Genomic DNA, 14,304 nt, shown 5'->3' on the forward strand with positions numbered 1-14,304 from the left:
TTGGACCTGCATCGTGTATGCAGGTTTTTTTCTGTCTTTCGAGGCGTTGCGCTTGCCGTATTACATAACATTCGACCATCATTCCATAAACATGGCCTAGTCGGTTCAATATATAATAAAAACAAAAGCTTATCTGTACTGGGGAGGAAACCATGTATAAGCTGATCATTGTCGATGACGAATATTCGACCCGAAACGGGCTGAAATTGTGCATCAACTGGTTCGAATACGGGATCGAAGTTGCCGGCGAAGCCGAAAATGGGATCAAGGGCATGGAACTGGCAGGCCGGATTCAGCCGGACATCGTGCTGACCGATGTGAAGATGCCCGGCATGGACGGGATCGAGATGGTAAATCGACTGAAGGACCAGCATCCCGATACGAAATTTGTATTCATCAGCGGGTATGACGATATCGAATATTTGAAATCCGCAATGAAGATGGATGCGGTGGATTATATTCTAAAGCCTGTCAATCTGGAGGAACTGAACGCGGTTATCGAGAAAATCATGGCGATGACGAAGCGGGAGGAAAACCGCAAGGACATGCTGCAGCAAATGAACGCCCGGCTGAACCAAAGTATTCCGCTCCTGCGGGAGAAGTTTTTCATTCAACTAATCCGCGACGGGCATGCGGACCGGATATCGATGGAGAAGCGCATCGATTTCCTTGAGCTCAAGCTGTCGTACGATGCTCCTTACTGCGCCCTGATCATACGCATCAACAATCCAAGAACCGTATTCGCTACGATGACCGAGCAGAATACGCAGTTAATTTCATTCGCGATCCAGAACATCTGTCAGGAAATCGTAGATGCGCGCGTCTCCGGCAGTGTGTTCGAGCATCAACGGGGCGAATACGTGCTTCTTGTCGCGCTGCCGGAGGCGGAGGGGGAAGATATCATTTTCCCGCTGGTGAGCGAATTGATGGGCAGCCTTAACGGATTCCTGAGCCGAATGGCGGAGGCGATTAGCTTAACGATCGGCGTCGGCGGTACGGTGGAGCATATGGGATTGTTGGCCGACAGCTACAAGATGGCGGCAGAAGCGATCGAGCGCAAGTTGTTCCTCGGCAAAAACCAAGTGATTACGTTCGACGTAATGGCCGCGCAGAAGGATGTCGATTACCGACTCATCAATGAGCGCATCACCGTGTTCGCGTCTGTCCTGAAGACAGGCGATGTCGGTGAAGTGTCTCTGCAGCTTGATAAGTTGTTCGCGGAATTGAGCACAAGCGCGGGCATTGGCTTTGTCGATTGCCAGCGCATCTGTCTGCAGCTGCTGCTCGTCACATCCCAATTTCTGTCCGAGTTCGGCATGCGCATGGGCGACCTCGGCGAGCGGGAATCAGAAGCCTGGTCGCAGCTGATGAAGCTGGAAACGATTGACGATATGTGTCTCCATCTAAAGGACTACCTGACGGCGGTTTGCGAACGGATCGGGAGCCGCCAAGAGAAACCGATCCCGGAAGTTATCATGGCCATCATGCGCATCATTCATGAAAGATATTCGGAAAACCTGACGATTGCGGATATAGCCTCGCAGGTGTATTTGGCCAAAACGTACATCTGTCTCTTGTTCAAGCAGGAAACCGGGGAGACGATCAACGAATTTATAACAAGGGTGCGCATGGAAAAAGCCAAAGAAAGGCTCACCGTCAGCGACCAGAAGCTGGCGGAAATATGCTCGTCTATCGGATATGCCGAACCGAGCTACTTCACCAAACAGTTCCGCAAGTATACAGGCATGAATCCAAGCGATTACCGGGACTTGCACAGGAGGATGAATTAATGGGCAACACTAGTTGGCAAGGTGCAAGCTGGGCAACGTTGGGCGACAGCATTACCGCGGCCGGCGGGTACCAACCGCTTGTTCAAGCGGCGCTCGGTTTCGCGCAGGTCGACAATTTCGGCCGCGGAGGGTGCCCGATGACGGCCGGTAGCGATCGGGACGATGGGGCGACCGTCTTTATGGGCCAATGCCTACAACAAACGTACGACTGTTTGACCATCTTCGCCGGTACTAACGATTATCGGCTGAATATGCCGCTCGGCGCATTGCGGCCAGTCGGTTCCGCGTTCGATGATCACACGTTCTTCGGCGCTTACCAGTCGCTGATCGAGGAGTTGCTTACCCGCGATCCGCTATGCAGGATGAATCTGTGGACGCCGCTGCAACGGGACAAAGACGGGTATGATAGCGAGAAACGCAACGACAAAGGCTGTTTGTTAGCGGATTACGCGGCTGCCGTTCAAGCGATCGGACAGGCGTATGCCTTGCCTGTGCTGGACTTATATGCGGTCAGCGGCTTCAACAAGTTAACGCTGAACAGCTTCACGCATGATCGGCTTCATCCGAATCAGGACGGGTACCGGCGAGTCGCCCAGGCGGCGTCTTCGTTTCTGGCGGCGATCTAAATGACGGGATATGGGGGTGCAGCCGATTCATGAGCATGCTGCTGCGTAGATTTCAACTTATGTGGCTCACATATCGCAAAATGCTGCTGCTCTATCTGCTTGTATTGCTGCTGCCTGCAGGATGTCTTCTTTATTACTACTTCGAAAAATCGGCCGACATTCTGGAGCGTCAGGTGACCCAGTCGATGCTCAAGTCCGTGCAGCAGGTGAAAATTAATCTGGATTATCGGCTCACCAAAGTGAAGGAGATTTCCGACGCCCTTATTCTGAATACGGATTTATATGAAATTTTGGCTCGAGACCCGCTTAGCGGTACCCGGTTCAGCCAAGTGGAGGAAGAGAAGAAGCTTGGCAATATGTTGCGAAGCCTGCAGGGCAGCGATATTTTGAAGATCAAGCTGTATGTCAATGCCGACAAGATGTATGCGGGCGAACATGTCAATTTCTTCAGCCTGGATCAGGCGGCTCATATGCCCTGGTATGACGAGGTAGTCGGACGCAATGGCGCAGTGCAATGGATTCCGACGCATATCGAGCATTATATCAGTACGCCAAGCGAAGCGCGCGTATCCTCCTCCGCCCGCATTATCCGGGATCCGAATGCGTATAGCCGTATTATTGGCATTCTTATGCTGGATGTCGCGGAAGCCAATCTGGCCGCCATTCTGAACCAAGCGGAACTGGACGACCACAGCCATAACATGTATGTCGCGGATCAGACCGGGATGATCGTATCCCATGGTCAGACGGAGAAGATTAATAACCCGCTGTTGCCGCCCGAAACGTTTAAGATAATCGCCGATCAGCCATTCGGCATCAAGAAAATCACGATGGATGCGCAGACGTACTTCGTCATCTTCGATACGCTTCGCGAAGGAGGATGGAAAGTCGTTTCTCTGTTGCCGGCAGGCCAGATCAGTCGCATGAGCAATCAATTTAATGTCGGGTTCTCGCTTGTCTTGGCGCTGTCGCTGGCCTTGTTGTTTATTGTCGGAGCCTTCCTCGTATTCGCGCATTTGACGCGCGGTACGATCAACCGCGTTCGCGATATTACCGAACAGCTGAGGGTGCGCGGCGCCGCCATGATCGAGGAAGGCATTCCTCATCCCAGCGGCGTCGTCATCCGGCTTGAAAAGAGCGTGACGCATATGCTCTCGACGTTCCAGCATCTGATGGAAGACAATTACCGTGCCAAGGAGCGGGAGAAAGAGGCGAGGCTGCGAGCGCTGCAGGCGCAGATTAATCCCCATTTCCTTTACAATGCGCTTGATACGATCAACTGGATGGCGCTTACCAAGGGAGCGCACGACATCAGCCGGATGTTGAACATGCTGGCGCAATATTTCCGTTTGACGCTGAATAAAGGCAAGGACATCGTGCCGCTGGAAGATGAGATGAACTTATCGAAGGCTTATCTGGAAATTCAGAAGCAGCGGTTTCACAATTTCGATTATTCGGTAGAATTCCCCGGATTGCTGTCTGGCCGGTCTATTCCGAAGTTGTCGATTCAACCGATCATCGAGAACGCCATTATGCATGGCGTTCATAATAGAGAAGGCCATCATGGGAGTATCAGCGTAGAGGCTGAGGCGGAAGGCCAAACATTCGTCATTCGCGTGACTGATGACGGCATCGGCATGACGGAGGAACAAATCGCGCAATTGTATGCCAGTCTAAACGCATCTTCGTCTTCGTCCAGCTACGGCTTGTATAACGTATGGGAGCGAGTGCGCTTGTTCACTGGCGGCGCCGGCCGCTTGGTCATCGAATCGCAGCCGGGAAAGGGCACGACGGTCAGCATATGGTTTCCGGCGGAGGAATACGAGCGAAATGAATAACAAGAAGCCAAGCTGTCCCGCAAAGGTCTCAAGCAGACCTGGAGGGGCAGCTTTTTTCATGCCGTCCATCCCCCCACCCGACCTGACGATTGTACTATTCCCTCTTAAATCTGTACCTCACGCTCCCTGCATCCCGACATGTATCATGAATCTATGAACAAGCACGACTAACGCAGGATTGGAGGGACAGCATGAACAGAGGTAATCATTGGATATCGCAAATCAAGCGCAATTACGATTTGTACCTGCTCTTGATTCCGGGACTCGTCTTTTTGGCCATATTCAAATACACGCCGATTTACGGCCTGGTCATCGCGTTTCAGGATTTCAACATTTTCAAAGGAATTGGCGATAGCCCATGGGTAGGGTTTAAGCAGTTCGAGAGACTGTTCGCCTCGGATGAATTCGGAAGCATCATGACGAACACGCTGCTCATCAGCTTATATAAGATCGTCATCCTGTTTCCAATTCCGATTATCATTGCGATTTTGCTGAATGAAGTCGGCCGCATGTGGTTCAAACGTACGATTCAGACGATTATTTATTTGCCACATTTTCTGTCGTGGGTCATCATCGCCGGTTTGTTCGTCAACATCATGTCTCCGCAAACCGGCATTGTAAATGGAATCATCTCCTACTTCGGCGGAGAACCGATCAACTTTTTTATGGACAACGGCTATTTCCGCAGCGTAATCGTAGCCACGGCCGGTTGGAAGGAAGCGGGATGGAACGCTATCATCTTTATCGCTGCGATCGCAGGGCTCGATCCGGAATTGTACGAGGCGTCCAAGCTTGACGGCGCAAGCCGCATTCAGCAGGTCTTTACGATCACGCTGCCCGGGATTGCTTCGACGATCGTGCTTATGCTCATATTGCGGATCGGCAGCGTGCTGGAAGCGGGAACCGAACAGATTCTGCTCCTGTACAACCCGACCGTCTATGAGACAGGCGATGTCATTGGAACTTACATTTACCGAATGGGGCTTACCTCAATGGAATACAGCTTCTCGACCGCCGTCGGGCTGTTCGAGTCGGTGATCGGATTTATCCTCGTCATCGGCGGCAACGCACTGGCCAAGCGGGTTACGGGCAAGAGCATATGGTAGAAAGGGGCAGACGAAATTGGGAAATTCAATGAAAATAAAGCAGTCATTATCCGAACGGGTTTACATCTGGCTCGTATACATCATCCTGATCGGCTCGGCCATTCTCTGCCTGTTTCCGTTTCTTAACGTGCTCGCCAAGTCTCTCAGCTCCAACTGGGCGATTATATCCGGCAAAGTCGGGCTGATGCCGATAGCCTTCACGATGGAAAATATGATATTCGTCATACGCGATCAATTATTCCAGAAAGCGTTCCTGGTTTCGATCTACGTTACTGTCGTCGGCACGCTGGGATCGGTCCTTTTCACTGCCGTAACCGCATATCCGCTATCGAAGAAACATCTGCCCGGCATTAAATTTATCTTGTTGCTCTATATTTTCACGATGTTGTTCAACGGCGGATTGGTGCCTTCCTATTTGCTCATTAAAAATTTGAATTTGATGGACAATCTGGGTTCGCTCATATTGCCCGCTCTTATCAACGTATTCAACATGCTCCTGATGAAAAACTATTACGAGAGTCTGCCGGAGAGCCTGGAAGAATCGGCGAAGCTTGACGGAGCGAGCAATCTGAGAATCGTGTTTAGCATCATCATTCCGATTTCGGCGCCCGTGTTTGCTACGATCAGCTTATTCTATGCGGTCGCCTATTGGAGCAACTGGTTCTCTCCGATGCTGTACTTAAATGATCCGGCGCTGAAGCCGCTGCAGCTGTACTTGCGAGACATCGTTTTACAAGCCTCGGACGAGAATCTGCTAAATCAGGACATCGATTCGCTGCTCAACTTGTCTCCCGAAGGCATACGCAACGCGACGATCATCGTCTCGACGATTCCGATCCTGCTCGTCTATCCGCTGCTGCAGAAGTATTTCATCAAGGGAATTCTGATCGGATCCGTTAAAGGTTGACCACGGCGGCAGTACAAGCGCCGGTTCAAGCGGAATAACCTCTTGTGCTTTCTATAAGTTCGAGTTCAAAAAGTTCGGTTTTCAGCACCGAGAAGATTGAAAGAAGGTAGAAAGTGAGGAGCGGAGCGTAGTGTAAGCTACGTGAGCACCGGAAGTTTCGCCTGAATTCAATATTCGATGTCGAGTAAGCCTCTTGGGATACTTCGTGATCAAAAGCGGACTTTTTGAACAACCGCTATAGAGCAAGCGCCAAGGGATTATTTATAATGAAACTCATGGAGGGGTTCACATGTCAAGGAAACAATGGCTGGTAGCAACGATCGTTCTGATGTTATCCTTCACGACTGTACTGGCAGCTTGCGGCGGAAAAAATGAAAATGCCGGAAACAAGCCAAGCGCCAGCGCGCCGCCTGCCGGTTCGGAGGCGGCTCCGGAAGTGAAGCCGACGCTCAAAGGATTACGCAACTACATGCAGGAAGATTACAACACGTACCCGGTAAATCAGTACGTGGAAGAGAAGACAGGCTACAAAGTTAAGAACGACATGCTGCCGCAGGAGAAGCCTAGCGATAAGCTGAATTTGATCATGGCTTCGGGCACGGATTACGACTTCATCGATGCGATGAATAAGCAGGATTTCTTTAACTTCGCACAGAACGGCGCCTTGACGGATCTCACGCCGCTGATCGAACAGTTCGGGCCGAATATTAAGCAGGCGATTTCCCAAGAGTCTCTCGCCGGCGCAACCGTGGATGGGAAAATTTACGGGATCCCAACGCTCAATGTCAGCTACGTGAGCAGCGGATTGCTTATCCGCACCGATTGGCTGGAGAAGGTCGGCAAGGAAATGCCGACAACGCTGGATGAATTTATGGATGTACTGAAAGCATTCAAGGAGAAGGATCCGGGAGGCAACGGAAAAAACAACATCCCCTTTACGATGGACAGCTCCGGCCTGATCGACAATATCATGGGCGCTTTCGGGATCTATGGGCATTGGAATGAGATAGATGGAAAAATCGAAAACGTCTCTAGCCATCCCGAACTAAAAAATTATACGGTATTCATACGCTCGCTATACGAACAGGGATTGCTCGATAAAGAATTCGCGACCAATAAATCCGCGACTTCAGCCGAAAAATTCACGAGCGGACGTGCAGGCGTGCTGTGGACGCGCTGGTCTTCGATTCCGGGCTACGACGAAGCTTTGAAAAAAAATGTGCCTGATGCAGCATATCAATTCATTCCCCCTATGAAGGGTCCTAACGGACTTAGCGGATTCACCATAGTAGGAGGATTCAACAAAATCACCTTCGTGCCGAAGTCTTCCAAGCATGCCGAAGACGTGGTTAAGATGATCAATGCGCTGCTGGAGCCGGAAGTATTCAAAGGACTCTTTATCGGTGAAGAAGGCGTGGATTACAAGGTGGAGAATGGCAATTATATTCCGATTGAGCCGTCTTTCGCCAATACGAGAGGACAAGCGAGCAACTTCGTCATCGGCATGGATGAAGCGAACTTCGTAACCTATTGGCAAGCGCGTCTGCAGAAGAACAAGCCGATGTTCGACAATTTCCAGATCGTCAACAATATTCCGAAGGAACAGACTCACCAGGATCCGCTGGCGTTCTCGCCGTTTCTGCCGAAGTACTCGGCGTCCAGCGCCAAACTGGGCACCACGGTTAACGACTATCTGATCAAGATGATCGTTGACGGTGTAACGGATGACGGCATCGCAAGCCTGCAGAAAGCATGGAACAGCGCTGGGGGCGAAGAAGTCGTTCAAGAAATCAATGCCTGGTACGTGAACAAATAAGGTAAGTGTACAAATAAGCAAGAGTTCGGGGCTCCGGCGCTGTCGGGGTCCCGATTCGTTGAAATTCAGGGAATTGATACGATAGCTAGACTAGAAGGGAGCGTCCCCCATGAATATTCATTCTTCGAGAGAATCTCTGATCGGACAACTTAAGTCTGCTCCAGTCATCCGTCGGCATGCCCATAATCCTGTGCTGTCGCCCCGCCAGGTGCCTTACGGTCCGGCAATGGTGTTTAATGCCGGTGTGGCGAAATACGAGGGCAAATATGTGATGGTGTTCCGCAACGATTATGGCAACGAAGAAACGGAAGAGGTGTACCCTGGACGGACGACAAATCTGGGGCTGGCGACAAGCGACGACGGCGTTAACTGGCAGGTGCAATCCGCGCCGATCTGGCAATGGAGCGATGAGGAGGTGTATCGGGTTTACGACCCGCGGTTGACCGTAATGGACGGCAAAGTCTATATGTGCTTCGCCATGGATACGAGGCATGGGCTGCGCGGCGGCATTGCCGTGACGGAAGATTTTGCGAAATTCGACGTATTGAGTTTGAGCGTGCCGGACAATCGGAACATGGTGCTGTTCCCGGAGCGGATAGGCGGCCGTTATATGCGGCTGGAGAGGCCGATGCCCGTGTACGGCCGGGGCGGACGCGACCGGTTCGATCTGTGGCTGTCCGAGTCGCCTGACCTTATCTATTGGGGTCGTTCGTCGCTGGTGCTGGGTGTCGAGGACGTGGAGTACGCCAACGACAAGGTTGGTCCCGGAGCGCCGCCGGTACGCACGAAGCATGGGTGGCTGACAACGTTCCATGCGGTCGACATCGATCCGTCGCGCGGCAAAAACGGCTGGGAGTCTGCCTGGAAGAAACGGTATTGCGCCGGCCTTATGCTGCTTGACCTGGACGATCCGCGCAAGGTGATCGGGCAGTATCGTGGGCCGTTGCTCGCGCCCGAGGCTTCATACGAGGTGGAGGGCGGATTTCGCAACAATGTCATTTTTCCAGGCGGCATGATCCTTGAAGAAGACGGTGAAGTTAAAATCTATTATGGCGCCGCCGACACCGTCGAGTGTCTGGCTACGGCGCATGTGGACGATTTAATCGCATTGTGTCTGGAAGGCGTTAAATAAAGAGCGGAAGGCGGGAGGAAATGACGACTTACGATTTGGTTATCTATGGAGGGACATCCGCAGGGCTTGCTGCCGCCGTGCAGGCAGGCAAAATGGGGCTGCGCGCAGTCGTGCTGGAGCCGACTAATCGGCTTGGCGGGCTTAGCAGCGGCGGATTAGGCGACACCGACTTCGGCGACAAGAGCGCGATCGGCGGGCTATCGCTCGACTTCTACAGGCGGCTCGGCCGCAGGTATGGCTCCGAGCATGCGGCATGGTTGTTCGAGCCGAAGGAAGCGCTGGCCGTATTCCATGAATGGGTCGAGGAATATGGGATCGACGTACGGTTAGGCGAGCGGCTTGATCCGGCCGATCCGGTTGTGAAGAAAGGCAATCGTTTGATCTCGATCCGCATGGAATCCGGTCGCATCTACAACGGCCGGATGTACATGGATACCGGGTATGAAGGCGACCTTATGAAGGCTGCGGGCGTGTCGTATGCGACTGGCCGGGAATCCAATAAGGTATATGGGGAGTTATACAACGGCATTCAATCTGGGGTAGCCGTTAAGAACCAACTTCCGCGCGGAATCGACCCTTACGTCGTGAAGGGCAATCCCGCAAGCGGCTTGCTGCCGGGCGTCAACCCGGATGCCGGCGGCGATGACGGCCAAGGCGATCATCGCATCCAAGCCTATTGCTATCGGATGTGTCTGACCGATGATCCGCTCAATCGCGTCTTTGTCGAACAACCGGAAGGTTACGATGAACGGGATTACGAGCTTTTGTTCCGGGCCATCGAGCAAGGCGAGAAGATTTTCTTTAAGTTGAACGGCGTGCCTAATCGCAAGACGGATTCGAATAATGACAAAGGTTTCTCGACGGATTTCATCGGATACAATGACGAATATCCCGAAGCCTCTTATGCGGAGCGGGAGACGATAGCCGCCGCGCACGAGCGCCATCAGCGCGGCTTGATATGGACGCTGCAGCACCATGAGCGCGTGCCGCAGGAAATTCGTTCGTTTTATGCGCCTTGGGGACTGCCCCTCGACGAATTCGTGGAGAATGACCATTGGTCGCCGCAGTTGTATATCCGGGAATCCAGGCGGATGATCGGCGAATTTGTTATGAACGAGAACCATATTTTCCTGCGGCAGGCCGTTTCGGACCCCATCGGGAAAGGCTCCTACACGATGGATTCGCACAACACGCAGCGGCATGTGAGCGCGGAAGGGTACGTCGTAAACGAAGGCGACGTGCAGATCAAGCTGAGCGGTCCTTATCCGATCAGCTACCGCTCGATCGTGCCGAAGGAAGAACAATGCGCGAACCTGCTTGTGCCCGTATGCCTGTCCGCTTCCCACATCGCATACGGTTCGATCCGCATGGAGCCGGTATTCATGGTACTGGGCCAATCGGCGGCAACGGCCGCGGCTCTGGCGCTGGAAGCGGATGCGTCCGTTCAGGCAGTGGATTACGGGAAGCTGCGTGAACGATTGCTGGAGGACGGACAAGTGTTGATGTAATGCGTCTTCGTTCGCGGCGTCAATGCGATCTCTTGACTTATGTCCTGCGGGAAGGTAAAATTACATCTATTATTGTCATATGGATTCGATGACGGGACAAAGTAATTCCTCTTTGGAGTACGCAGAGAGGGACGCCAAGGCTGCAAGCGTCCTTATTCCGGTGGTATGAAGAACCTCCCCGAGAACATTCGGCGAACGGACACCCACGACATGCGGCATTGCCGCTAGCTCCGGCCATGGTGCCTCAATAGCCGTACATGCGTTTGACGGTCGTTACCCGTCCTGGAGAGAATCATGGCTCGCGGTTGCTTGCGCGAAGACATGGTTCGGAATGTGGGTGGTACCACGGGAGCTACAACTCTCGTCCCTTGCGGCAGCTTATGCCGGGAGGGGCGGGAGTTTTTTGATTTTCAGATGGACAGAGAATGGAGGAGTACGGGATGAAATATCAGAAATCGCCGGGCACGCAGGATATCCTGCCGGGCGCGGTCGAGAGATGGCAATTCGTTGAGGGCAAAGCACGCGAGCTGTGCAGACGCTACAACTTCCGAGAGATCCGGACGCCGATGTTCGAATCGACGGAGTTGTTCCAGCGGGGAGTCGGGGAGACGACGGATATCGTCGAGAAGGAGATGTACACCTTCATCGACCGCGGCGACCGCAGTCTGACGCTCCGGCCGGAGGGAACGGCGGGAGTCGTTCGCGGCTACGTGGAGAACAAACTGTTCGGCGAGCCGGACTTGTCGAAGCTGTACTATATCGGTCCGATGTTTCGGTACGAGCGGGCACAGGCGGGACGTTACCGCCAGTTCCATCAGTTCGGCGTAGAGGCGATCGGAGCAGTCGACGCCGCTCTGGATGCGGAGGTTATCGCTTTGGGTTACAGCTTCTATACGGAGGTTGGCTTAAAGGGCGTTCGCGTCGAAGTGAATTCCGTGGGTACTCCGGAGATTCGCGCGGCGTTCCGCGAGCGGCTGCTGGCGTTCCTGGAGCCCAAGCGCGAAATTCTCTGCAAGGATTGTCAATCCCGGATGGATCGCAATCCGCTCCGGGTGCTGGATTGCAAGACGGATCAGAAACATTTTACGGATGCGCCTTCCATACTGGACAGTCTCGACGACGAATGTCGGACGCACTTCGAGAAAGTGCAGCAATGTCTAACAGATATGGACATTCCGTTCGAGATCAATCACCGTTTGGTTCGGGGACTGGATTATTACACCCACACGGCGTTCGAGTTCAAAGCGGAAGGCATCGGCGCCATCGATACGGTCGGCGGCGGCGGACGTTATAACGGTCTGGTCGCAGGCATCGGCGGTCCCGACCAACCGGGCGTAGGCTTCGGCATCGGCCTGGAGCGTACGGTGTTGCTGCTGGAACACCAGAATACGGAGCTGCCGGAGCTTAACGGCATCGACGTTTACGTTGTCGCCCTTGGGGAAGCCGCCGAACGCGAAGTATCGAAGACGGTCTACCAGCTTCGCGCGCGAGGCATTCGCGCCGAGCGCGATTACCAGGGACGCAAGATGAAGGCGCAGATGAAGTCGGCGGACCGCCTGAGCGCACGGTTCACGGCCATTCTGGGAGACGACGAGCTTGCCCGCGGAGAGATCATGCTCAAGGAGATGGCGACGGGAGATCAGCGGTCGGTTGCCTTGTCGGCTCTGGCCGACGAGATCTTGAGATAGTGCAAAATACTTGGAAGACATTTGACAAGACCTTAATTTAGTCCAATAAGAGGAGTTTGATGAACATGATGTTGAAGACGCATAGCTGCGGAACATTGACGAAAAAGGACGTAGGCCAGACGGTTACTTTGAACGGCTGGGTGCAGCGTCGCCGCGACCTTGGCGGAGTATTATTTATCGACCTTCGCGACCGCACGGGCATCGTGCAAACGGTATTCAACCCTGATTTCTCCGGAGATGCCTTGGCTATCGCCGACCGCGCCCGCAACGAATACGTGCTTGCGGTAACCGGCAAAGTAGTCGAGCGCGATCCGGAAACGTACAACGCGAACCTGGCTACCGGCGAAATCGAAATTCGCGTAACCGTAATCGAAGTGATGAACGCCGCCAAGACGCCTCCGTTCCCAATCGAGGACGGTGTGGAAGTCGACGAATCGCTCCGACTGAAGTATCGTTACCTGGATCTTCGCCGTCCGGAAATGCAGAAGACGCTTCTGCTTCGTTCCAAGTCCGCAAAGATTTTCCGCGACTTCCTGGACAACGAAGGTTTCATCGAAGTCGAGACGCCGATCCTGACCAAGAGCACGCCGGAAGGCGCACGCGATTACCTCGTGCCGAGCCGCGTGCACGAAGGCGAATTTTTTGCTCTTCCGCAATCTCCGCAAATTTTCAAGCAGCTGCTTATGGTCGGCGGCCTGGAGCGCTACTACCAAATCGCGCGCTGCTTCCGCGACGAGGATCTTCGCGCGGACCGTCAGCCCGAGTTCACGCAGGTCGACATCGAGACTTCTTTTCTCTCCCAAGACCAGCTGCTCGGCATGATGGAGCAATTGTCCGCGAGGCTGCTTCGCGAGACGGTCGGCGTAGAGCTTGAGCTTCCGTTCCAACGCATCACTTATGCGGACGCCATGAACAAATACGGCTCCGACAAGCCGGATCTGCGTTTCGGTCTGGAGATCGAAGACATTACGGACATCGTCTCCGGCAGCGACGTGAAGGTATTCGCTAGCGTGGCAGCTGGAGGCGGCGTCGTGAAGGCGCTGAACGCCAAGGGCTGCGCGAGCTGGAGCCGCAAGGAGCTTGACGACCTGCAGCCGTTTGCTGCGCGTTACGGCGGCAAAGGCCTTGCCTGGATTACGGTAAAGGACGGCGAATGGCGCGGTCCGATCGTGAAGTTCCTGAAGGAAGAGGAAATCGCGGCTCTGACGGAACGTCTAGGCGTAGAAGAAGGCGACCTTCTTACGTTCTCCGCAGACAAACCGAAGGTAGTCGCGGACGTGCTCGGCAACCTGCGTCTGAAGCTCGGCCGCGATCTCGGACTGATCGACGATTCCAAGTTCAAGTTTGCCTGGGTCGTAGACTTCCCGCTGCTTGGCTGGGATGAAGAAGCGAAACGTTACGTGGCGGAACATCATCCGTTTACGCGTCCGAAGGAAGAGGATCTCCATTACTTCGACACCGATCCGGGCAAGATCCGCGCTCAGGCGTACGATCTCGTGCTGAACGGCTACGAAGTAGGCGGCGGCTCCATGCGGATCTACAAACGCGAGGTGCAGGAGCAAATGTTCAAGGCGCTGGGCTTCACGATGGACGAAGCGCACGAGAAGTTCGGCTTCCTGTTGGACGCGTTCGACTACGGCACGCCTCCGCACGGCGGCATCGCGTTCGGCTTCGACCGTCTGGTCATGCTGCTTGCGGGCCGTACGAACCTTAGAGAGACGATCGCCTTCCCTAAGACGGCGAGCGCAACCGACCTGCTCTGCGATGCTCCGTCCGAAGTCGAGCTTTCGCAGCTTGAGCAGCTGCATATCCGCACGGTTCTGAAGCCGAAACCCGTAGCTGCGGCGGCAGCAGGCGCGCCGGCCGGCGAATCCAACCAGTAGTCCGGACTTT

General features: G+C 53.9%; 10 protein-coding genes. All 10 read left to right on the plus strand.

Annotated features, from left to right (window positions below):
- Nucleotides 1–152 precede the first annotated feature (152 nt).
- The 10 genes from H7F31_RS15055 (at nucleotide 153) to aspS (ending at nucleotide 14,294) form a co-directional block, all read left to right on the plus strand.
- Nucleotides 153–1,790: a response regulator transcription factor gene (locus H7F31_RS15055; protein WP_187104854.1), complete on the plus strand. Its 1,638-nt coding sequence runs from the start codon at nucleotides 153–155 to the stop codon at nucleotides 1,788–1,790.
- The gene (locus H7F31_RS15060; protein WP_187104855.1) at nucleotides 1,790–2,416 is read left to right on the plus strand and encodes an SGNH/GDSL hydrolase family protein; all 627 of its coding nucleotides are present in this window, start codon (nucleotides 1,790–1,792) and stop codon (nucleotides 2,414–2,416) included. Before H7F31_RS15055 ends, H7F31_RS15060 begins: the two co-directional genes overlap by 1 nt.
- Nucleotides 2,417–2,445: 29 nt before the next feature.
- Nucleotides 2,446–4,254: a cache domain-containing sensor histidine kinase gene (locus H7F31_RS15065; RefSeq protein ID WP_187104856.1), complete on the plus strand. Its 1,809-nt coding sequence runs from the start codon at nucleotides 2,446–2,448 to the stop codon at nucleotides 4,252–4,254.
- 191 nt (nucleotides 4,255–4,445) lie between these two features.
- The gene (locus H7F31_RS15070) at nucleotides 4,446–5,360 is read left to right on the plus strand and encodes an ABC transporter permease (protein ID WP_087566483.1); all 915 of its coding nucleotides are present in this window, start codon (nucleotides 4,446–4,448) and stop codon (nucleotides 5,358–5,360) included.
- Nucleotides 5,361–5,376: 16 nt separating this feature from the next.
- A complete protein-coding gene (locus H7F31_RS15075; RefSeq protein WP_261800426.1) occupies nucleotides 5,377–6,267 on the plus strand; it encodes a carbohydrate ABC transporter permease in 891 nt (296 codons plus the stop codon).
- Between the two features lie 289 nt (nucleotides 6,268–6,556).
- The gene (locus H7F31_RS15080) at nucleotides 6,557–8,083 is read left to right on the plus strand and encodes an extracellular solute-binding protein (protein WP_187104857.1); all 1,527 of its coding nucleotides are present in this window, start codon (nucleotides 6,557–6,559) and stop codon (nucleotides 8,081–8,083) included.
- 109 nt (nucleotides 8,084–8,192) lie between these two features.
- Complete coding sequence (locus H7F31_RS15085; RefSeq protein ID WP_187104858.1) at nucleotides 8,193–9,215, plus strand: glycoside hydrolase family 130 protein; 1,023 nt, start codon at nucleotides 8,193–8,195, stop codon at nucleotides 9,213–9,215.
- A gap of 20 nt (nucleotides 9,216–9,235) precedes the next feature.
- Nucleotides 9,236–10,723 (plus strand): FAD-dependent oxidoreductase, encoded by a 1,488-nt coding sequence (locus tag H7F31_RS15090; RefSeq protein ID WP_187104859.1) that lies wholly within the window; start codon nucleotides 9,236–9,238, stop codon nucleotides 10,721–10,723.
- Nucleotides 10,724–11,163: 440 nt separating this feature from the next.
- Nucleotides 11,164–12,411 carry a histidine--tRNA ligase gene (hisS, locus tag H7F31_RS15095; protein WP_187104860.1) on the plus strand — a complete coding sequence of 416 codons (1,248 nt, stop codon included), beginning with the start codon at nucleotides 11,164–11,166 and terminating at the stop codon, nucleotides 12,409–12,411.
- Between the two features lie 65 nt (nucleotides 12,412–12,476).
- The gene (gene aspS, locus H7F31_RS15100; protein WP_187104861.1) at nucleotides 12,477–14,294 is read left to right on the plus strand and encodes an aspartate--tRNA ligase; all 1,818 of its coding nucleotides are present in this window, start codon (nucleotides 12,477–12,479) and stop codon (nucleotides 14,292–14,294) included.
- Nucleotides 14,295–14,304 lie beyond the last annotated feature (10 nt).

Source organism: Paenibacillus sp. PAMC21692 (assembly GCF_014303795.1).
In the GTDB taxonomy this organism is placed as follows: domain Bacteria; phylum Bacillota; class Bacilli; order Paenibacillales; family Paenibacillaceae; genus Pristimantibacillus; species Pristimantibacillus agaridevorans.

What these genes read in the sequence shown, in the direction of transcription:
- H7F31_RS15060 (WP_187104855.1), top strand. Translation starts at nt 1,790, where the DNA reads ATGGGCAACACTAGTTGGCAAGGTGCAAGCTGGGCAACGTTGGGCGAC.
- H7F31_RS15055 (WP_187104854.1), top strand. Translation starts at nt 153, where the DNA reads ATGTATAAGCTGATCATTGTCGATGACGAATATTCGACCCGAAACGGG.
- hisS (WP_187104860.1), top strand. Translation starts at nt 11,164, where the DNA reads ATGAAATATCAGAAATCGCCGGGCACGCAGGATATCCTGCCGGGCGCG.
- H7F31_RS15085 (WP_187104858.1), top strand. Translation starts at nt 8,193, where the DNA reads ATGAATATTCATTCTTCGAGAGAATCTCTGATCGGACAACTTAAGTCT.
- H7F31_RS15090 (WP_187104859.1), top strand. Translation starts at nt 9,236, where the DNA reads ATGACGACTTACGATTTGGTTATCTATGGAGGGACATCCGCAGGGCTT.
- H7F31_RS15070 (WP_087566483.1), top strand. Translation starts at nt 4,446, where the DNA reads ATGAACAGAGGTAATCATTGGATATCGCAAATCAAGCGCAATTACGAT.
- aspS (WP_187104861.1), top strand. Translation starts at nt 12,477, where the DNA reads ATGATGTTGAAGACGCATAGCTGCGGAACATTGACGAAAAAGGACGTA.
- H7F31_RS15080 (WP_187104857.1), top strand. Translation starts at nt 6,557, where the DNA reads ATGTCAAGGAAACAATGGCTGGTAGCAACGATCGTTCTGATGTTATCC.
- H7F31_RS15065 (WP_187104856.1), top strand. Translation starts at nt 2,446, where the DNA reads ATGAGCATGCTGCTGCGTAGATTTCAACTTATGTGGCTCACATATCGC.